Genomic DNA, 20,373 nt, shown 5'->3' on the forward strand with positions numbered 1-20,373 from the left:
CCCATCAGGGGATCAGCGGGTCCGGTGGCGGGGTGTGACCCTGCAACTGGTTCCCGAACCCCAGCTGCAGGGCTTTCTGCCATTCCAGCGCCCAGCTGCGCATCCTGGTCAGGAATGTTCTGGCCTCGGGGTAGGGTGACAGCGCATCCCTGGACCAGACGGGAATGGGGGCAAGCAGCTGGTGGGTCTGCTGGTCCAGTGGTGGAATCAGCGTGTCCACAAGGCCAACCTGGGCCTGACCATCCGTCGTGGTAGCGACGTGTCGCCATTGGACAGCCAGAAACAGGGGGGGGATGGGCGTGACGCCGAGGGCCTGCAAGCGGGCGATGGACTGGTTGATGAGTGGATTGGTGCTGACATCATTGCCCTGTATCACCACAGTACCAGAGCCGATGCAGTCTTCTCCTGCTGGAGAGACCGGCAGGCTGTGATTGAGGAAGTTGCGGTCATCATGGCAGATGCCCGTCACGTTCCCAGCCCGGTCCAGAGCAATGGGCTGCTGGGTTGCCTGGGCGATGATGAGGCCGGTAATGGCCCCCTGATGTGTACGGACAAGAGCCAGAAAAGAGAGGGGGGACTCGTTGCTGATCTGGGCGGAGAGAATGGGGTGCCACTCTCCTTTGGGTAGAGGAATGGTATGGCCACCCAGGATAACACGATCCCGTACAATCTCAGACATGCTGGGATATTGCAGATGCACCGGCATCGGCCCGGAGGGTGCATTGTCAGCATCGCCCGGGCCGCCGTCTGCATGAGCTGAATCGTGAGGAGCGTGCGTTGCTGCCGGCGCCATGCCGGGGAGCCAGGGAGCCTGTTTTTTCAGCCAGGGGGTTGGGAAAAAGGCTGCCATCACCAGCCCGCCAAGCCCGATCATGAAGGAGAGGCGCCACAGGGGGGCCTGCTTCCAAAGGGAGATGCAGGTACGGAGGAGATGCTTCACAGGCTGGCCTTGTTCATTCTTTCCTGAGGCTCTTCGCTTGTTTCAGCCCGGATGCGTCCTTCTCCTTCCATGACGAGGTGGACATGGGTGCGTCCCTGCTGGCGGGCCGTGATGAGGCTGTCGCTGATCATGTCTTCAATGGACCGGAGAATATCCCGGGCACTGGCCATGCTGCCCAGTTTCTGCTGGCGTTGAAGGATTTCGAAGAGAAGGGCAGGGTCGATGCCACCGGCTTCAACATTCAGCCCGTAGCCACGGATCATCTGCTCGATTTCCAGAGCAGCTACACGGGCGAGGTCCAGCCCCCGCAGCGCACGGAACACGAAGATGCGGTCCAGCCTGTTCAGGACCTCCGGCGCAAACCCGGCCCGACGCAGGGCTTCGGTCGATTCGGCCCGCATTTTCTCGGGCTCGTCAGCCAGCCTGTCCGCAATGGCGCTGAGAGCATCCGTGGCAATGTTGGATGTCAGAACAAAGATGGCCCGTGTGGTTGGTACCAGCTCGTTGGTGGAGGCTTCCGTTACATGGCCGTCATTCCAGGCCGTAAGGAATTTCTTGAAGACGTCCGGGTGGGCCTTTTCGATCTCATCCAGCAGGACGACGGCATCGGGATTTTCCTTCAGGCCACCTGTCAGCCGCCCGAACGTGTCAGACCCAACATAGCCTTTGGGAGAGCCGAAAAGCTGTGTGGCAGCATGCGGGCTGGACATCTGGGTCATGTCGAAATGCAGCAGCGGGCGTTCCGTCTGGTTGGCAATCTGCTTGGCCAGATAGGTCTTGCCGGTACCGGGCGGCCCAGCAAGGAGGAAGACCCCGACGGGACGGTCACGGTTCTGGAGAGCCAGCCGGCGGCGCAGCTGCTGGGCAATATCCTCGCAGACCTGGTCCTGCCCGATGACACGGGCACGCAGGGCAGCGGCCAGCTCCTCAGCATTGATGGCACTCTCACGCTGCTGGCGTGCCAGCATTTCCTCCAGAGCGGTGCGGTTGGTCAGACGGCTGAGAACATCCATGAGAAGACTCTTTCTGTGGCGCAGGCCACGGCGGGCCAGACGGTCGGACGAGAGACAGTAGAACACCCCGGCAAGAGAGAGGGCAAGCCCGGCGATCCCGGCGGGAAGATAGCCGGGGCGGGCCCAGTTGGCAGCAACGAGCAGCGCATGCAGCAGCGCCGTGGGGGAGAGATGGACCATGAGAGCCAGCTGGACAGCCGCCAGTATCAGGAAGGCCGCCATCATCAGGGGCATCATGCGGGAGAGCCAGGGGATCAGGGATTTCATCATGGGCTTCTGCATCCTGCCAGGAGGGGAACCCCCTGTTTTCACTGGCAGGCCGGGATGGGGTCAAGTCCTTTTCCTGACAGCTACTGGACAACCACCGGGATGGCGAAGGAAGGGCTGGCAGGGGTAAGGGGAGGCAGGACCACGACATTATGGAACATGTCCAGCGTTGCAATGGATACGGGGCCCATGCCTGCTGGACTGGTGCGTGTCAGTGTGACGATGCCTTCCCGGGCGATGGGGAGCAGCACGGCCTGTGCTCTGGGGCCGAGGATGATCTGCTGGCTGATGCCACTGCTGCTTACGGTCAGCATCTGTCCCGCATGGCCTGCCGCATCGGCCAGGGGGAGGGCTGCCAGCCGGATGCGGTTGTCCTTGAGTGCGGCCAGAAGGGCAGGTTTCTGCTGGGCAGGGATTGTGCTGCGGGCAATGGCCCGGGCTGCATCATCTGGGGGAAGCATGGAGAGCGGGAGTGAGCCTGCCGCCATGGGAATGGCCTGTTCCGCCGCCTGGGGTTGTGGTGTTTGCTGGGCGGCATCGTGCGGAGATGGCTGGCCATGCCATGCCAGAAGGGCGCCCCCCAGTCCCACAACGGCCGCAACCACGGCCACGGGGCGCCAGAGAGGCTGTTTCTGTGGTTCGGGAGAGGGGGAAGGCTGGTTCATGGCTGTCATTTCGCATCACCATATACCATAAGGGCAGGAAGGCAGAATGGCGTTTCTTTCATCTTTTCCCTGTCGAGCAGTTGCGGGCGGGAAGTGCTTGCATTGGGTGTGGCTCTGTCGTATCAGGGAGATGTTTTCACTTTCCGCTCTTTTGGGGGGTGGCCCTGACGGGCCGCCTTTTTTGTTTTGGATCATTTTTCCACATCGTCGGACCAGTCCGGTCCATCCGCTCCGTTTCATGAGGGTGAAAGCTCCCATGGTATCCGCCGTCTGAGCGGGCTGGAAGCACGCATTGCGGACAGGATTGCCCCGACTCTGGCCGACATGGGGTACGAGCTGGTACGCCTCTCGGTTCTCGGGCATGAGACACCGACCGTCCAGGTCATGGCCGACCGTGCCGATGGCTCGCTCATCAGTGTTGATGACTGCGAGCAGATCAGCCACGCAGTGGGCGCTGTGCTGGATGTGGATGACCCGATACCAGGGGCATGGATGCTGGAGGTTTCCTCTGCCGGGATCGACCGTCCGTTGACCCGGGCGAAGGACTGGGAACGTTTTGCCGGGCATCTGGCCAAGGTGGAGCTGGAGGTTCCGCTGGATGGTCGCAAGCGTTTTGCCGGTATTGTCCTTGGCGAGCGTGACGGGCTTGGCCTGCTTCGTCTGGATGACGGGCAGGAAGTGGCCCTGCCGCTGGATGACATGCGCAAGGCACGGCTGGTCCTGACGGATGAGCTGATTGAGGCAAGTGCTGCGCTGGCAGGCGTGGCGCAGGAAGACGAAGCCGAGGCCGATGGCAGGACCCGCCGGGCGCCAAAGCTGAAACCCAAAAAGCCGGGGAAGAAAAACTGATGACCCGTCTTATGCTGGTTGGAGGTCCGATCTGATGGACACATCTGTTACCCGTCCTGAGCTGCTTCTGGTCGCTGATGCGGTCTCAAGGGAAAAGAATATTGATCGTGAGCAGGTGCTCGAAGCCATGGAGCAGGCCATCCAGAAGGCTGGCCGTGCGAAATATGGGCATGAGAAGGACATCCGTGCCACGATCGACCGCAAGACGGGAGAGGTCCGGCTGAGCCGCTGGACGGAAGCCGTCGAGGTTGTGGAAAATGAGGATGCCCAGATTCCCCTGAAGATCGCCCGGAAATTCCGGCCTGAGATCCAGGAAGGTGAGTTTATCGTCGATCCTCTGCCGCCGATCGATTTCGGCCGTATTGCGGCGCAGACAGCCAAACAGGTGATCGTCCAGCGTGTGCGTGAGTATGAGCGCAAACGCCAGTATGACGAGTTCAAGGACCGTGTGGGTGAGATCATCAACGGGACGCTCAAGCAGACCGAATACGGCAACCTTATGGTGGAGCTGGGCGGTCAGGCCGAAGGGCTGCTGCGTCGTGATGAAATGATCCCCCGTGAGGAGTTCCGCAACTCCGACCGCATTCGCGCCTACATTTACGATGTGCGTGACGAGCCCCGCGGGCCGCAGATTTTCCTCTCCCGTACCCATCCGGGCTTCCTGGCCAAACTGTTTGCACAGGAAGTGCCGGAAATCTATGACGGGATCATCGAGATCAAGGCCGTGGCCCGTGATCCGGGTTCCCGTGCCAAGATGGCTGTCGAGTCCCGTGATGCCTCCATCGATCCGGTCGGTGCCTGCGTGGGTATGCGTGGGTCCCGTGTGCAGGCTGTTGTGGCGGAACTTCAGGGGGAGAAGATCGACATCATCCCCTGGAGTCCCCATGCGGCTACCTTCGTGGTGAATGCCCTGGCGCCTGCTGAGGTGACCAAGGTGGTGATGGATGAGGATGCCGGCCGGGTCGAGGTCGTGGTGCCGGATGAGCAGCTCTCACTGGCCATTGGTCGGCGTGGGCAGAATGTTCGCCTTGCCAGCCAGCTGACCCGCTGGGACATCGACATCCTGACCGAAGCTGAGGAATCGGAACGCCGTCAGGAAGAGTTCCGCAAGCGGACCAGCCAGTTCGTCAATGAGCTGGATGTGGACGATGTCATTGCCGGACTGCTGGTAACCGAGGGCTATCATACCATCGAGGACCTGGCCTATGCCGACCCGGCAGAGCTGCACGACATTGAAGGTTTCGATGAGGCAGTGGCCGAAGAGCTGATGAACCGTGCCAACAATTATCTGGCCAGTCGTGAGCAGGCGCTGGATGAGCGGCGTCGTGAGCTGGGTGTCAGTGATGATCTGGTCAATCTTGGTGTCTTCTCCCTCCAGGTTCTGGTTGAACTCGGGGAGAAGGGGATCAGGACGCTGGATGACCTGGCCGACCTCGCTGCCGATGAGCTGATCGAGCTTCTGGGTGGTGATGAGCCACTTGAGGAAGCCGAGGCCAATGAGATCATCATGGCCGCTCGTGCCCACTGGTTTGAGGGTGACGAGGGAGCTGGTGAAGGAGACTCGGGTCACGACTGAGGATCATATCCCCGATGTGGATGATGGCCCGTCCGGGCGGGGGCGTCGTGCCTCATCCCGGCGGCGCTGTCTGATCAGCCGCACACATGGTGAGCCGTGTCACATGATACGGTTTGTCGTCGGGCCCGATGGCCAGATCGTGGCGGACCTTGCCGCCCGGCTGCCCGGGCGTGGCATGTGGGTGCAGGCGGACAGGGCTGTTCTGGAAGATGGACAGCTGGCTCGGGCCTTCTCCCGGGCGGCGCGGCAGAAGGTGGACGTGCCTGTGGGGCTTGTGGAGTCTCTCAGGGATGGTTTGGCAAAGCGTCTTCTGGATGGTATCAGTCTGGGCCGACGCGCTGGTGAGGCGGTCTGTGGGTTCCAGAAGTGTCGGGAACGGATCGTTGCTGGCAGAGTCGGGGTTGTCATTTGTGCAGCAGGTGCGAGCCAGGATGAGGTGGCCCGTCTGCTGTCAGGCCAGCGGGAGCTGCCGGTGGTCTGGGTGCCGGGGGATATCCTGGCAGCGTCCTTCGGGAGGGAGCGTGCGGTTTATGCCGTGATGGCTCCTGGCGCTCTGGCAGAGCGGCTGAAGGCAGAATATAAGAGATTTGCGGGGGTGGCCGAAGGCACGCTCCCGGGCCCTGATACGGTAGGGCAGTAAGGAACAGGCAGAAATTATGAGCGACGGCAACGAGCGCAACCAGAACGGAACTCCAAAGGGGACCACCCCAAAAGAAGGGCAGGGCAAGAGCTCCGGCCGCCTGTCCCTGCGTCCGGCAGGACGCAAGGACGTGGGGCGGACCGTAGAGGCTGGCTCTGTAAGACAGAGCTTCAGCCATGGGCGCTCCAAGGAGGTCCGGGTTGAAGTGCGCAAGCCCAAGAGAAGCGGGGGCGCAGGGGGGCGTGGCGGTCGTGCCACGGCTGGTGTCCGTGGCCTGACGGCTTCCGAGCAGGAAAAGCGCCAGCGCGTTCTGGCTGAGGCCGCCGCAGAGGCTGCCCGGCGTGAGGCAGAAGAGGAAGCCCGCCGGGAAGCCGAGAAGATCCGTATCCGTTCCGCTGCTGAGGAAGAGGCCCGGCAGAAGGCTGAGGCCGAAAGCCGTCGTGCCCAGGAAGAGGAAGAGGCCCGGAGCCGTGCGGCCGAGGAAGAAGTTCGCAAGAAGGCCGAAGTGGCAGCCCGTCGCCAGGAAGCTGAACGGAAGGTGCCGCCGCCGCTGACGGGTTCCACGACCGGGGGTGTGCAGCTGGCCGAGCCGACCAAGCGTCTGCGTCCGCTGGCCGAGCGGGCCATCATGCCGAGCCGCCCGCTGAATACGGCGGCGTCTTCACGGGCTTCTTCAGCCCGTTCCAGCAATGACGCCAGCGAGACGCTGCACCTGCGGGGACGCACTGGGGCCGTGGGAGGTGCCGATGACGAGGGAGCAGGGCCTTCCCGTCGTGGCGGTGCCGGTGGCGCCCGGCGTTCTTCTCCGTCGTCCCGCCGTTCTTCGCCCCGCCGCAGCGGGGGTGGTGGTCAGGACCGTCGGTCAGGCCGTATTGACGTCCGTGCCGCCATTGAAGGTGATGACGGCAAGACCCGTTCGCTGGCTTCCGTCCGGCGTCAGCGTGACCGCGAGCGCCGTCAGGCCGAGCTGGAGCGCCTGCGTTCCGATCAGGTTCGTGTCGTGCGTGACGTGACCGTGCCGGAAACCATCACCGTGGGTGAACTGGCCAACCGTATGGCTGCCCGTCAGGGCGAGGTCATCAAGATGCTGATGAAGATGGGCGTCATGGCAACGGCTGCCCAGAGCATCGATGGTGATACGGCCGAGCTTGTCGTGAGTGAATTCGGCCATCGCATCAAGCGTGTGGCAGATAGTGACGTTGAGCTGGGCATCGAGGGCATTGAGGACAAGCCGGAGGACATGAAGCCCCGTCCGCCGGTCGTGACGGTGATGGGCCATGTAGACCATGGCAAGACCTCCCTGCTGGATGCCCTGCGCACGACAGACGTGGCCCATGGCGAGGCTGGTGGGATCACCCAGCATATCGGTGCCTATCAGGTAACCGTGGCTTCCGGTCAGAAGGTAACCTTCATCGATACACCGGGCCATGAAGCCTTCACCTCCATGCGTGCCCGTGGCGCTTCCGTGACGGACATTGTCGTTCTGGTGGTGGCTGCTGATGATGGCGTGATGCCGCAGACGATTGAGGCCATCAAACATGCCAAGGCTGCCAATGCGCCGATCATCGTGGCCATCAACAAGATGGACAAGCCTGGCGCCAATCCGGACCGTGTCCGCAATGAGCTGCTGAACCATGAGATCGTGGTGGAGAGCATGGGTGGCGACACGCAGGAGGTGGAGGTCTCCGCCCTCAAGCGTGATGGTCTTGACCGTCTGCTGGAAGCCATCCTGCTTCAGGCCGAGATTCTTGATCTGAAGGCGAATCCGAACCGGATTGCCGAGGGTGCCGTCATCGAGAGCCGCCTGGATCGTGGCCGTGGTTCCGTGGCAACGGTGCTGGTCCAGAAAGGGACGCTCAACCGGACGGACATCGTGGTGGCCGGAGCCCATTGGGGTCGTGTCCGTGCGCTGCTTGATGATCATGGCAAGCAGATCAAGAAGGCTGGACCGTCCGTGCCGGTCGAGATTCTGGGCATGAGCGGGGTGCCGGATGCCGGTGCGCCGTTTGTGGTTGTCGATAGCGAGAACCGTGCCCGTGAGATCAGCGAGTTCCGCCAGCGCAAGGCCCGGGAGAAGGCCACCGCCATGCAGGTTGCTGCCCGTGGTACGCTGGACCAGATGCTGGCCCGCATCCAGGCTGGTGAGCAGAAGGAAGTGGCCCTGATCGTCAAGGCGGACGTGCAGGGTTCTGCCGAAGCCATTCAGGCAACGGTTGAGAAGCTCTCCCATGAGGAAGTGGCCGTGCGGGTGCTGAATGCCAGCGTTGGTCAGATCACCGAAAGTGACGTGCAGCTGGCCAAGGCGTCCAATGCTGTCATCATTGCTTTCAATGTGCGAGCTACCGTTCAGGCCCGTGAGCTGGCCCAGCGTGATGGTGTGGACATCCGCTACTATTCCATCATCTATCAGGTCTCTGATGATGTGGAGAAGCTGGTCAAAGGACGTATCGCACCGAAGCATCGGGAGAAGTTCCTTGGTTATGCAGAGATCCGTCAGGTCTTCAACATTACCAAGGTCGGCAAGGTTGCCGGGTGCTACGTCACCGAGGGTGTCGTCAAACGTGGCTGTGGCGTACGCCTGCTGCGTGACAACGTCGTCATTCATGAGGGTGAGCTGAGCCAGCTGAAACGCTTCAAGGATGATGTCCGTGAAGTGGCTCATAATTATGAGTGCGGCCTTTCCTTCGCCGGTTACAATGACCTGCGGGAAGGTGATGTGGTTGAATGCTATGAGATGGAAGAGATCCCGGCTTGAAGACGCGGCCTTCCTTTGACCTCCTCGGGCCGGCGGGTGAAAGCGCCGTCGGCCCAAGCACCCGCCAGCTGCGTGTAGCTGAAGAGGTCCGCCATGTTCTCGCAGAACTGTTTGCCAGAACGGAGTTCCGCGACCCGGAACTCTATGGTGTGACCATCACGGTAACGGAGGTCCGTATTTCACCGGACCTGCGCCATGCAACGGTGTTCGTCACACGTCTGGGGCGAGATGATGTTGAGGCTGTCCTGCCAGCTCTGAAGCGTGTGGCCTCTTTCCTGCGGAAACGTCTTTCCACGGCCCTGCGTCTGAGGACAGTGCCGGAGCTGCATTTTCAGCCTGATACGTCTCTGGAGCATGCGATGGAAGTGGAGAGCATCCTGCGCTCGCCAGAGGTCCAGCGGGACCTGCACCGTGACCAGGCTTTGGATGATGAAGACTGAGGCCGGGCCAGAATACTGATGGCACGCAAGAGAGGCAGGGACATCCATGGCTGGCTGATTCTGGACAAGCCATTGGGGCCGAGTTCCACAACGATGGTCAACCGGCTGCTGCGTTTTTTTGATGGACGCAAGGCCGGCCACGGCGGGACTCTGGATCCTCTGGCGTCAGGTGTTCTGCCGATCGCCTTTGGCAAGGCAACCAGCACCATTCCGTACATCATGGATGCAACCAAACGGTATCGGTTTACCCTCTCTTTTGGTGAAAGCCGGACGACGGATGACCGGGAGGGTGATGTTCTTGCAACGTCCGATGTCCGGCCATCGGATGAAGATATCAGGGCTGTATTGCCTTCGCTTTGCGGGGATGTGATGCAGGTGCCTCCAGTTTTTTCGGCTCTTCGTGTCGGTGGGCAGCGGGCTTACGATCTGGCCCGGGCGGGGCGTCCGCCGGAACTTCCCCCCCGTCCTGCTCGAATCGATTCGATTACTCTCGTGGACCGCCCCGATGCCGATACGGCCGTTTTTGACGTCCAGTCAGGCAAGGGGGTTTATATGCGGTCGCTTGCGCGGGATATTGCTCTGGCCTGTGGTACTGTGGGGCATATCTCTGTTCTGCGGCGCACAAAATGCGGGCCGTTTGATCTTTCCCATGCTTGTTCAGCAGAACAGTTAGGGCTGGACAAAACGGACGAAACTAGAGACAAGGCATGTGTTCTTCCGGTTCCTCTGCTGGAGGCGGCGACCGCGCTGGTCGACATCCCGGCGCTGGCCGTCACGAAAGCGGAAGGAAAATCCCTGATCTGTGGGCAGGCTGTCACGCTGGCCCATCTTGAGGGGGGCGTGCCTGATGGGGTGGAGACTGTTCCACTCTGGCGGGTCATGATCGGGGAGCATGTCATCGGGCTGTGCCGGGTTGCCGAAGGGCGGTTGCGGGCAGTCAGAATGTTGGAAAATCATTTGTTTTTTGGAGAACAGGATGTCGATTACAGCTGAACGTCGCAGCCAGCTTATCGCTGAATACCGTCGTGCCGAAGGTGATACGGGCTCCCCGGAAGTGCAGGTCGCCCTGCTGACCGAGCGCATCGTGAACCTGACCGAGCACATGAAGAGCCACAACAAGGACTTCCACTCCCGTCGTGGTCTGCTGATGCTGGTCGGTCGCCGTCGTGCGCTGCTGGATTATCTGAAGCGCAAGAGCGAAGAGCGCTACAAGACTCTGATCGAACGTCTCGGCCTGCGCCGCTGATTTTCGACCTTTCTCCGGGGGAGAGGTCTCCCCCGGATTTGGGCCCGGGTTGAGCTGCCAGAAAACGCTTTTCCGGCGTTTCAGGCCACATGGTGTCATGACGCGTCTGGTGCGTCATCCTCGCCATGCCGTCCGAAACGCTGTTTGTAGTCTGGTACCGGTCGGGCCGTGATTATTGCTTCCGGAGGAAGACAGAATGTTTGACAATTATTTCCGCAAAGAAATTGAATGGGCCGGCCGTCCGCTGGTGCTTGAGACGGGCAAGATTGCCCGTCAGGCTGATGGGGCCGTTGTGGTCACCTATGGTGATACGGTCGTGCTCTGTACTGCCGTTGGTGCCAAGACTGTGAAGCCGGGGCAGGATTTCTTTCCGCTGACCGTGAACTATCAGGAGAAGGCCTACGCTGCAGGCAAGATTCCCGGCGGGTTCTTCAAGCGGGAAGGCCGTCCGTCCGAGCATGAGGTGCTGTCCTCCCGTCTGATCGACCGGCCGATCCGTCCGCTTTTCCCGGACAATTTCCGGAACGAGGTTCAGGTCGTTGCCACGGTCCTCAGCCATGACATGGAAAATGATCCGGCCCTGGTGGCTCTGATTGGCTGTTCCGCAGCGCTGACACTGTCCGGTATTCCCTTCTTCGGTCCGGTTGGGGCTGCCCGTATCGGTCACATTGATGGCAAGTTTGTTGTCAATCCGACCCTCAGCCAGGTGAAGGACAGTGCGCTGGACCTCGTGGTGGCTGGTACGTCCGAGGGTGTGCTGATGGTTGAGTCCGAGGCGCAGGAGCTCTCCGAGGATGAGATGCTCGAGGCTGTCATGTTGGGTCATACGGCTTTCCAGCCGGTGATTGATGCGATTATCGACCTCGCAGAATCGGCTGCCCGTGCCCCGTGGGACCTGCCGGAGGTCTCCAAGGAAGAGGTCGCCCTGCGCAAGCGTGTGGACAAGGTGGGCAACAAGCTGATTGCCGAGGCCTACAAGGAACGCCACAAGCAGGCCCGTGTGGAGAAGGTTGCCGCGGCTCGCGAGAAGATCGTGGCCACCCTTGAGGAGGAAGGCTTTGATGCCGAGCTGGCCAAGCCGATGATCAAGGATCTGGAGGCACAGGTTGTCCGTGGCACCATCCTGAAAACGGGCATCCGCATCGATGGCCGTGATACGAAGACGGTGCGTCCCATCATGGCTGAGGTTGGTGTGCTGCCCCGCTCTCATGGGTCTGCCCTTTTCACCCGTGGCGAGACGCAGGCGCTGGTTGTCGCCACCTTGGGGACAGGTCAGGATGAGCAGGTGATTGATGCGCTGGAAGGGGAATACCGGTCCCGCTTCATGCTGCATTACAACTTCCCGCCGTTCTCCGTTGGTGAGTGTGGCCGCATGGGGTCTCCGGGCCGTCGTGAGATCGGACATGGCAAGCTGGCGTGGCGTGCCATCAATCCGCTCCTGCCGTCCAAGGAAGATTTTCCGTATACGCTGCGTGTCGTTTCCGAAATTACGGAAAGCAACGGCTCTTCCTCCATGGCTACGGTTTGTGGAACGTCCCTGTCCCTGATGGATGCCGGCGTACCCATGCCGCGCCCGGTGGCTGGCATTGCCATGGGCCTTATCAAGGAAGAGCGTGGCCATGCTGTCCTGACAGATATTCTTGGGGATGAGGATCACCTTGGGGATATGGACTTCAAGGTTGCTGGTACGTCCGAGGGTGTGACCGCTCTCCAGATGGACATCAAGATCACTTCCATCACGCCGGAAATCATGAAGGTGGCGCTGGAGCAGGCCCGTGAAGGCCGTCTGCACATTCTTGGTGAAATGAGCAAAGCTCTCTCCGAGGGACGCTCCGACGTGGCTGGCAATGCACCGAAGATCACGACCATGACCGTTCCTGTTGCGAAGATCCGTGATGTGATCGGATCGGGCGGCAAGGTCATTCGTGAGATTTGTGAATATTCTGGTGCCAAGGTTGATATCGGGGATGACGGCGTCATCAAGATTGCTGCCGCCAGTGATGAGCAGGCCCAGAAGGCCATCAGCCGCATTGAGGGCATCGTGGCGGAACCGGAGATGGGACGCATCTACGATGGGAAGGTTGTCAAGACGGCCGACTTCGGTGCGTTCGTGAACTTCCTTGGCCCCAAGGATGGTCTGGTTCATATTTCCGAACTGACGGATGGTCGGGTCGCCAAGACAACGGATGTTGTCAAGCAGGGTGATGCCGTCAAGGTCAAGGTCATTGGTTTTGATGATCGTGGCAAGGTGAAGCTTTCCATGCGTGTCGTGGACCAGGAGACTGGTGCGGACATTACGGAGAGCGTTGGCGCAAAGCCGGGTCGCCCTCGTCGTGATGCGGAGTAAGGATGTGTGAGGGGAGCCCAGGCTCCCTTTGCATGAGTGAGTTTTGTGATTGAGTAGTGGGGACATCTGGCCTCTATGAAGTCGATCAATGCCGTCCGTTTTGGTGGTCAGGAGGTTCTGCCCCTGGTCGAAGGGGGCAAAGGTGTTTCTGTCTCCAATGGTGTGTCTGCGGGTCATTGGGCTGCGGCAGGTGGGGTCGGAACGCTCTCTGCTGTCAATGCGGACAGTTATGACGAGCAGGGCAATCCTGTTCCGCAGGTCTATCATGGCCGGACACGCCGGGAGCGGCAGGCCGAGCTGGTGCGCTATGCCATAGAAGGGGGTATCGCACAGGCACGGATAGCCCGGGACATTTCCGGTGGCCGTGGCCGTGTTCATGCCAATTTCATGTGGGAAATGGGCGCTGCCGAGGAAGTCATCACCGGGATACTGGAAGGTGCTCCCGGGTTGATCCAGGGGCTGACCTGTGGCGCAGGGATGCCCTACCGGCTGGCTGAAATTGCGGCGCAGTTCGGGATACATTACTACCCGATCGTCTCATCCGGCCGTGCGTTCAGTGCGCTCTGGAAGCGCTCCTATGTGCGTTTTTCCGAGCTGCTGGGCGGTGTGGTCTATGAGGACCCCTGGCGGGCCGGCGGTCATAATGGCCTCTCAAATACGGAAAACCCTCTGAAACCGGAGGAGCCCTACCACCGTGTGGCAGCCCTGCGGAAGGTCATGAATGGTTTTGGCCTTCAGCATGTGCCCATCATCATGGCTGGTGGTGTCTGGCATCTGGAAGAGTGGAGTGACTGGCTGGACAACCCCGAGATCGGGCTGATTGCTTTCCAGTTCGGTACCCGCCCCTTGTTGACGCAGGAAAGCCCTGTCCCGGATGCGTGGAAGCAGCTGCTGCTGACGCTGAAGGAGGGTGATGTCTATCTGAACCGTTTCTCTCCGACAGGTTTTTATTCATCGGCCGTGAAAAATGGTTTCCTGCGGGAGCTGTATGAGCGGTCCGAGCGACAGATTGCTTTCCGTGCGGCAGCAGAAGCCGAGTTTGATACGCCCATCTGTCTGGGCGGGCGAGGACGGGAGGTTTTTGTCCGGGCTGATGATGCCGAGAAGGTGAATCGCTGGAAGGCCGCCGGGTATACCCAGCCCATGCGGACGCCGGATGATACTGTGGTATTCGAGACGCTGGAGACGGCCCGGCAGGTTCTGGCTGATCAGGCGGCCTGCATGGGGTGCCTTTCCCAGTGCCGTTTCTCCAACTGGAGCCAGAAGGGCCCGACCTTCAGCACAGGCCAGCGGGCGGATCCCCGTTCTTTCTGTATTCAGAAGACCCTTCAGACGATCTCCCATTTGCAGGATGTCTCGCCAGAGGAGCAGAAAAAGATCGTGGACCACAATCTGGTCTTCGGTGGAACGAATGCGTGGCGCTTTGCCACAGACCCGTTCTACGCCAACGGGCATATTCCGACCGTCAAGGAGCTGGTCGATCGCATCATGACAGGGCGGTAACAGCCTCTGCCAGTCATGGACCATGGGAAGGTGCGGGTTTTTGGGCCCGCACCTTTTTTTGTGCCTGCTCTCACGGAAAAAGACGCTGTGTTGTCCAGTGCTGGCCATCCTGTGTACGGGTGAAGAGTACCCGGTCATGGAGGCGGAATGGCTTGTCCATCCAGAACTCCATGGAGGCCGGGGTGACGTGATAGCCATTCCAGTATGGTGGCCGGGGGATGGGCCCGATGGCGAAACGGGCCGTTTCTTTTGTCACGGCCTTCCAGAGGGCTGTGCGGCTGGCGATGGGGCGGGACTGCTGGCTGGCCCAGGCGCCGATGCGGCTCGCCCGGGGGCGGGAGTCGAAATAGGCGTCCGCATCTACGGCAGGAAGACGTGAGACCCGGCCCCGGATGCGGACCTGTCGGCGCAGGCTCTTCCAGTGGAAGAGCAGGGCCGCCTGCATGTTGCCTTCCAGTTCCCGTCCTTTGGCAGATTCGCTGTTCGTGTAGAAGATGAAACCTGTCTCATCAACGCCTTTCAGCAGCACCATGCGTGCATCGGGCAGGCCATGTTCATCAACCGTCGCCAGAGCCATTGCATTGGGGTCATTGGGTTCCTTCGTGCCGGCCAGCGTCAGCCATTCATGAAAAAGCAGGAAAGGGTCTTCTCCGGTGATGGTCTGCTCATCATCCTGAAAGGCTGCCTCAATGGAGTCATCGGGGGTCTTCTTGTGGGGCGTATCGTTCATGGTGGCGTGTCCTGTCACTGTAGCCATGTTGGCCTACCATCATGGGAGGGGCTGGGGGGGAATGTCCATAGGGGCTTGGCTGGGTATGATGTGCATCCCATATGAGGGAGAGAGGATCAGGACAGTCAGGGACGAGGGATGATGGAAGCGCTCCGGTTCATTTTTATGCTGACCCGTGATGACCGCACGGTGGACAATGCTCTGGAGGCTGTGGACATCGCCCTGCGGCTGGGCATCCGGCATGTTGGCTTCAAGGATATTGGTCTGCCCGTGGAGCAGTTGCGGATACTGGCGGACAGGATCCGTTCTGCTGGAGCGACTTCATACCTGGAAATCGTGTCACCGGACCGGGAGCGGGAGCTGGATTCCGTCAAGGCCGGGCTGTCCCTGGGGGTGGACTGCCTGATGGGAGGCACGCATGTGCCGGATGTGTTGCCTCTTCTGGCAGGGCATGACGTAGCCTACTACCCGTTTGCAGGGCATGTTGTGGGGCATCCAAGCGTGCTGAAAGGCTCACCGGAGGAAATAGCCCGCAATGCGGTGGAATGGGCCGCCCATCCCGCCGTGACGGGGCTGGACCTGCTGGCGTACCGGAATGACGGGAATGTCCCGGAGGTCATCCGGGCCAGCTGTGCAGCTGTAAAGAAACCCGTGATTGTGGCAGGGTCCATCAGCACACCGGAACAGATCAGGACGGTCCGGCAGGCCGGGGCGGCGGGGTTCACCGTGGGGACATCGGCTCTGGAAGGGACATTTCCCGCCGAAAGCAGTGGTCTGGAAGATCAGCTCCGGGCCGTGATGGCCTGCTGTTCCTGACCGTTACAGAAGGCCCAGCTCGGACAGCTGGTTGCGGAGGGAGGCCGGCAGGGAACTGATCCCGTCATCGGGGAGATCAGCGGCCCCCTGACCAAGATCGGGTGGAGCATCTTCCGGTTTGAAGTACCGCCAGCCCTGAAAAGGCCGCATGGGCCGTGGCTGGGTCGGGATGACCTCGTCCGAGACGAGGATCAGCGTGCCGGGATGGCCGTCATCCCGGGTGTAGCTGTCAAACCCGATGATGGGCTGCCGGCACATGATGAGACCGTTGATGACCCGGTAGATGGACCCGCCACCCTGCACGATTTCCGCAGCCCGTTTGGGCATGGTGCGGGTGCGCACGTAGGCTGTCCCCTTGTGGCGTTCCACCGCCACCCAGTCCCGCAGCATCTCGGGGGAGGTGCAGCCTACGATCAGCTTTATCATGTGGAGGGTGGGGGCTTTCTGTGCAGACATGGCGGGCATCACGCTGTGGATGATGGAAGGCTGCCCCTGTAGATGGGGTGCAGTCTGTTCTTTTCAAAGGTGGCGTTCAGAGAACAAGCTGGCCAAGCAGGGCTTCCAGCCGGAGACGGCCTTCATCCGTGGCCCGGAGGGTCTGGGCATCCTGTTCCAGATAGCCTTCCTCAAGACAGGCCTCCAGAATGACGGGGTCGAGGCAGTCTCGCAGCGGCAGGCCGGTCCGTCTGCTGAAATGGGCCGCATTGATGCCTTCCCGCAGGCGCAGCCCCATGAGCAGGGCTTCATGAGCCTTCATGTCCGGTGAGAGTGTTTCATCGTCCCTTGTGCCATGCCCATGTGTTTCCACACGCTCTGCCCAGGGTTCCGGGGCACGATGGCGGCGTGTGGCGTGGAGCTGGCCCCTGAAGGTCAGGCGGCTGTGGGCACCGGGGCCAATGCCCAGATAGTCGTCATAATGCCAGTAGGTGAGGTTGTGGCGGCTTTCGGCACCGGGGATGGCATAGTTGGAGATTTCATAGTCACGCAGGCCGAAACGGGCGGCTTCGTCACGGGTCATCATGTAGAGGGACGCCGCCAGATCATCCTCAGGCAGGACAAGGTTGCCCCGCCTGTGCTGGGCCTCGAATTTCGTGCCGGGTTCGATCGTCAGCTGGTAGAGTGAAAGGTGGTCTGCGGCCAGAGCCAGGGCCTGCCGAAGTTCCGCACGCCATTTTTCTTCCGTCTGGCCGGGGCGGGCATAGATCAGGTCAAAGGAGAGGCGGGGGAAAATGCTGCGCCCCAGCTCCAGGGCCGCAATGGCCTGTCGTGCCGAATGTTGCCGCCCCAGAGCGGCCAGGTCGGTCTCATCAAGGCTCTGCACGCCGAGGGAAAGACGGTTGACGCCTGCCTCTGCAAAGGCACGGAACCTGTCGGCCTCCACACTGGTGGGGTTGGCCTCCAGCGTGATCTCGAGGTCATTCACGCTGGGGAAGAGGCGGCGGGCATCCTCGATCAGATGATGGACCGCCTCCGGCTGCATGAGGGAGGGCGTTCCCCCTCCGAAAAAGATCGAGACAAGCTGCCGGGGGGCGTCCTGAATCAGCCGTGTGGCTTCATGCTCCAGCTCGGCCCTCAGGGCGTTGGCGAAACGCTCCTGAGGGATGGTTTCCCGCACATGGGAGTTGAAATCACAGTACGGGCATTTGGCAAGGCAGAAAGGCCAGTGGATGTAGAGCGAAAGCGGAAGGGGCTGGTGGGCCACGATCAGATCGCGACCCGTACCCCGAACTCCATGACACGCTCCGGCGGAATCCGGAAGAACTCGGAAATCGACGTGGCATTGTTGAGGAGATAGAGGAACACCCACATCCGCCAGAGTGACATCTTCGGCACCTTGGAGCGGAAGACGAGGTCATGCGAGGTGAAATAGGACGCCTGAATGGGGTCGAAATCCATTTCTGTCATGCCAGCCAGTGTCAGGGGCAGGTTGGGCATCTCCATGAAGCCGTAACGGATGATGACCCGGCGGATGCCTGGTGCCAGTTCCTTGACAGTCATGCGCTGGTCGGGGTCCGCTTCCGGCTGGTCGAGCGTCTGCACGGTGACGAACAGGACTGTCTGGTGCAGGACCTTGTTGTGCCGCAGGTTGTAGAGCAGGGCATCCGGCACCATTTCCGGGTCCGAGGTCAGGAAGACGGCCAGACCGGGCACACGGATGGTGCGGGACTGGGTCAACCGGGTGATGAAGGAGCCCATCGGCACGGCATCACGTTTTTTCGTGTTGCGGATGAGCTGGCGGCCACGTTGCCATGTGGTCATGATGAGTGTGCTGCCAACGGCGATGCTGAGCGGGACCCACCCTCCATCCGGAATCTTCATCACGTTGGAGGAGAAGAAGACGGCATCCATGATGAAGAAGAAGCCGAACACGGTCCCCACGGCATAGCTCTTCCACTGGAAGACACGGCGGAAGACCACCATGGCCAGCACACAGGTGCAGAGGAAGGTCCCTGTCACGGCGATGCCGTAGGCAGAAGCCAGGGCCGCAGAAGAGCGGAAGGCGATGACCAGCACGACGGACCCGAAGGCCAGCAGCCAGTTGAGGGACGGCAGGTAGATCTGCGCTTCCTCATGCGGGTTGGTGTGGATGATGCGTGTGCGGGGCAGGTAACCAAGCTGGATGAGCTGGCGGCAGAGGGAGAAACTGCCAGAGATGCCCGCCTGGCTGGCAATGATGGTGGCCATGGTCGCCAGCAGCAGCATGGGTATCTGCATCCAGTGCGGGGCCAGATAGTAGAAAGGATTGGCCAACGTGGTCGGGTTGTGGATGATGGAGGCAGCCTGCCCGAAATAGTTCAGCGTCAGGGCAGGCAGCACAAGGAAAAGCCATGCAAAGCGGATGGGTGTGCGCCCGAAATGGCCCATGTCGGCATAGAGGGCCTCCGCCCCGGTGACGGACAGCACGACCGATCCCAGCGCAATGAAGGACAGCTTGCCATGCGTGACGATGAAGCGGATGGCCTCCAGCGGGGACAGGGCCAGCAGCACACCCGGATGCAGCATGATCCCTCTTGCCCCCAGTATGGCGATGGTGAAGAACCATACCAGCATGATGGGCCCGAAAGCCCGGCCTATCTTGCCAGTGCCCAGAGCCTGGGCGGCAAACAGCCCCAGCAGGATGATGATGGCCGCCGGGATGATGAAGGCTGAAGCCTCCGGCACCGAGACCTCCACCCCTTCCACGGCGGAGAGGACGGAGATGGCTGGTGTGATGATGCCATCCCCGAAGAACAGACAGGCCCCGGCAATGCCGATCAGCCCGAAGACCCAGCGGAAATAGTTGGATTTGCAGACACGCTGCGCCAGAGCCATGAGGGCGATGATGCCCCCCTCCTTGTTATGGTCGGCCCGCATGATGAGAATGACATATTTGATGGTCACAACCAGCATCAGGGCCCAGAAGGTGAGGCTGGTCAGCCCGATGACTTCCCACGCATGGGCGGGGTGGGTTTCCGACCCGACATTGCGGATGGAGGATTGCAGGGCGTAGAGCGGGCTGGTCCCGATGTCGCCATATACGACACCCAGAGCGGCCAGCATGGCGCCAATGCCCTTGGGGTGGCTGTGCCCGCCGGGCTCCGGCGGCGGTGGTGCTGCCGTTGGCGTACCAACAGAGCTGGGATACCGGGCGTCAGAAGAAGATTCCTTGAGGGACACGCTATCCTGTTCAGACATGGTGAAACCATCCTGTATGACTGATAGACACCCATCCCCCGCAGGAAGACAGGCAGAAGTGCCCCCACGGAAGGAAGCACAGGCTGTAATGATTCTGGCTTCATGACAGTTTTTTTATGGGGAATGCAAGAGACAGCCCGAAAAAACTGTCATCTCTGTCATGCCGATATTACGGGGCGGGGCGGTCTCCAAAGATGGCCGTGCCGACACGGACAAGTGTTGCCCCCTCGGCGATGGCGGTCTCAAAGTCGGCCGACATGCCCATGGAGAGAGCGGGAAGGCCATGGCGGCGGTTCATCTCCGCCAGCCTGTGGAAGAAGGGGCGCGGGTCTTCGTTGGCGGGCGGGATGGCCATGAGACCTTTCACATGCTGGCCAAAACGGCGCAGGGCATCCTCGATGAACCGGTCCGCCTCCGAGGTGGCGATGCCGGATTTCTGCGGTTCATCACCAATGTTCACCTGCACGAACAGCTCAGGCAGGCGGCCCGTTTTCTGGGACGCCTTTTCCAGCGCCGTGCTGAGGGAGGGGCGGTCCAGACTTTCGATCACGTCGGCAAGGGCGCAGGCCTCGGTTGCCTTGTTGCTCTGGAGCGTGCCTATGAGATGCAGGCGGAGGTCCGGCCATTTTTCCCGCAGGGCAGGAAATTTGGCGGCGGCCTCCTGCACGCGGTTCTCCCCGAAAATGCGCTGCCCAGCTTCAAGGGCCTGCTGTACCGCACTTTGCGGATGGAACTTGCTGACGGCCACGAGGCTGACCGCCTCCGCCGGGCGGGCAGCCCTCTGGCAGGCGGCGCTGATGCGGGTCTGGATGCCTTCCAAGGCATGGGCGATGGTATGGTCTGTCATGATTGATGGATTGCAGCCCCTTTGGCGGGGAGGGTCAAGGGGGCGTGTAAAAACCATCTTGACT

The 20,373-nt window shown here is 61.0% G+C and carries 18 protein-coding genes; 10 read left to right on the top strand and 8 right to left on the bottom strand.

Annotated features, from left to right (window positions below):
- Positions 1 to 4: 4 nt before the first annotated feature.
- The 3 genes from CPA54_RS00575 to CPA54_RS00585 all read right to left on the bottom strand — a co-directional run bounded on the left by CPA54_RS00575 (position 5) and on the right by CPA54_RS00585 (position 2,885).
- Complete coding sequence (locus CPA54_RS00575) at positions 5 to 940, bottom strand: hypothetical protein (RefSeq protein ID WP_043560993.1); 936 nt, start codon at positions 938 to 940, stop codon at positions 5 to 7.
- Positions 937 to 2,220: an AAA family ATPase gene (locus CPA54_RS00580; protein ID WP_081563380.1), complete on the bottom strand. Its 1,284-nt coding sequence runs from the start codon at positions 2,218 to 2,220 to the stop codon at positions 937 to 939. Before CPA54_RS00580 ends, CPA54_RS00575 begins: the two co-directional genes overlap by 4 nt.
- Before the next feature lie 83 nt (positions 2,221 to 2,303).
- Complete coding sequence (locus CPA54_RS00585) at positions 2,304 to 2,885, bottom strand: hypothetical protein (protein ID WP_154980972.1); 582 nt, start codon at positions 2,883 to 2,885, stop codon at positions 2,304 to 2,306.
- A 261-nt stretch (positions 2,886 to 3,146) separates the two neighbouring features.
- On the opposite strand from CPA54_RS00585, the gene rimP reads away from it, so the two are divergent.
- The 9 genes from rimP (at position 3,147) to CPA54_RS00630 (ending at position 14,241) form a co-directional block, all read left to right on the top strand.
- Positions 3,147 to 3,734 carry a ribosome maturation factor RimP gene (rimP, locus tag CPA54_RS00590; protein ID WP_081563379.1) on the top strand — a complete coding sequence of 196 codons (588 nt, stop codon included), beginning with the start codon at positions 3,147 to 3,149 and terminating at the stop codon, positions 3,732 to 3,734.
- A 34-nt stretch (positions 3,735 to 3,768) separates the two neighbouring features.
- Entirely contained in the window at positions 3,769 to 5,310 is a 1,542-nt protein-coding gene (gene nusA / locus CPA54_RS00595; RefSeq protein ID WP_043560987.1) for a transcription termination factor NusA, read from the top strand.
- Positions 5,285 to 5,950 carry a DUF448 domain-containing protein gene (locus CPA54_RS00600; RefSeq protein ID WP_227449778.1) on the top strand — a complete coding sequence of 222 codons (666 nt, stop codon included), beginning with the start codon at positions 5,285 to 5,287 and terminating at the stop codon, positions 5,948 to 5,950. Before nusA ends, CPA54_RS00600 begins: the two co-directional genes overlap by 26 nt.
- Before the next feature lie 16 nt (positions 5,951 to 5,966).
- Positions 5,967 to 8,705, top strand: coding sequence for a translation initiation factor IF-2 (gene infB, locus CPA54_RS00605; protein ID WP_043560985.1), 2,739 nt, complete (start codon positions 5,967 to 5,969; stop codon positions 8,703 to 8,705).
- The gene (rbfA, locus tag CPA54_RS00610; protein WP_043560980.1) at positions 8,702 to 9,145 is read left to right on the top strand and encodes a 30S ribosome-binding factor RbfA; all 444 of its coding nucleotides are present in this window, start codon (positions 8,702 to 8,704) and stop codon (positions 9,143 to 9,145) included. Before infB ends, rbfA begins: the two co-directional genes overlap by 4 nt.
- Positions 9,146 to 9,163: 18 nt before the next feature.
- Positions 9,164 to 10,138 (top strand): tRNA pseudouridine(55) synthase TruB, encoded by a 975-nt coding sequence (gene truB / locus CPA54_RS00615; RefSeq protein WP_043560977.1) that lies wholly within the window; start codon positions 9,164 to 9,166, stop codon positions 10,136 to 10,138.
- Positions 10,122 to 10,391, top strand: a complete 270-nt coding sequence (gene rpsO / locus CPA54_RS00620) for a 30S ribosomal protein S15 (RefSeq protein WP_043560974.1) — start codon at positions 10,122 to 10,124, stop codon at positions 10,389 to 10,391. The genes truB and rpsO overlap by 17 nt, the downstream gene beginning before the upstream one ends.
- 196 nt (positions 10,392 to 10,587) lie before the next feature.
- On the top strand, positions 10,588 to 12,738 hold the full coding sequence (pnp, locus tag CPA54_RS00625) for a polyribonucleotide nucleotidyltransferase (RefSeq protein WP_081562601.1): 2,151 nt from the start codon (positions 10,588 to 10,590) through the stop codon (positions 12,736 to 12,738).
- A 75-nt stretch (positions 12,739 to 12,813) separates the two neighbouring features.
- The gene (locus CPA54_RS00630; RefSeq protein WP_043560968.1) at positions 12,814 to 14,241 is read left to right on the top strand and encodes a nitronate monooxygenase family protein; all 1,428 of its coding nucleotides are present in this window, start codon (positions 12,814 to 12,816) and stop codon (positions 14,239 to 14,241) included.
- A 70-nt stretch (positions 14,242 to 14,311) separates the two neighbouring features.
- On the opposite strand, the gene pdxH is transcribed toward CPA54_RS00630, so the two are convergent.
- Complete coding sequence (gene pdxH, locus CPA54_RS00635; protein ID WP_249085360.1) at positions 14,312 to 14,971, bottom strand: pyridoxamine 5'-phosphate oxidase; 660 nt, start codon at positions 14,969 to 14,971, stop codon at positions 14,312 to 14,314.
- 138 nt (positions 14,972 to 15,109) lie between these two features.
- On the opposite strand from pdxH, the gene CPA54_RS00640 reads away from it, so the two are divergent.
- A complete protein-coding gene (locus CPA54_RS00640) occupies positions 15,110 to 15,787 on the top strand; it encodes a 4-hydroxythreonine-4-phosphate dehydrogenase (RefSeq protein WP_232317267.1) in 678 nt (225 codons plus the stop codon).
- A gap of 3 nt (positions 15,788 to 15,790) precedes the next feature.
- Here CPA54_RS00640 and CPA54_RS00645 read toward each other — a convergent pair whose 3' ends face one another.
- From CPA54_RS00645 to CPA54_RS00660, 4 genes are all read right to left on the bottom strand, one after another.
- Positions 15,791 to 16,243, bottom strand: a complete 453-nt coding sequence (locus CPA54_RS00645) for a DUF1489 family protein (RefSeq protein WP_249079282.1) — start codon at positions 16,241 to 16,243, stop codon at positions 15,791 to 15,793.
- A 76-nt stretch (positions 16,244 to 16,319) separates the two neighbouring features.
- Positions 16,320 to 17,489 (bottom strand): radical SAM family heme chaperone HemW, encoded by a 1,170-nt coding sequence (gene hemW / locus CPA54_RS00650; protein ID WP_249085361.1) that lies wholly within the window; start codon positions 17,487 to 17,489, stop codon positions 16,320 to 16,322.
- Between the two features lie 2 nt (positions 17,490 to 17,491).
- Positions 17,492 to 19,462, bottom strand: a complete 1,971-nt coding sequence (locus CPA54_RS00655) for a potassium transporter Kup (protein ID WP_043560963.1) — start codon at positions 19,460 to 19,462, stop codon at positions 17,492 to 17,494.
- Positions 19,463 to 19,631: 169 nt separating this feature from the next.
- Positions 19,632 to 20,309, bottom strand: a complete 678-nt coding sequence (locus CPA54_RS00660; protein ID WP_154980978.1) for a YggS family pyridoxal phosphate-dependent enzyme — start codon at positions 20,307 to 20,309, stop codon at positions 19,632 to 19,634.
- Between the last annotated feature and the right edge of the window lie 64 nt (positions 20,310 to 20,373).

Origin of the sequence: Parasaccharibacter sp. TMW2.1890 (assembly GCF_023337645.1) — a bacterium.
Lineage (GTDB): Bacteria > Pseudomonadota > Alphaproteobacteria > Acetobacterales > Acetobacteraceae > Bombella > Bombella apis.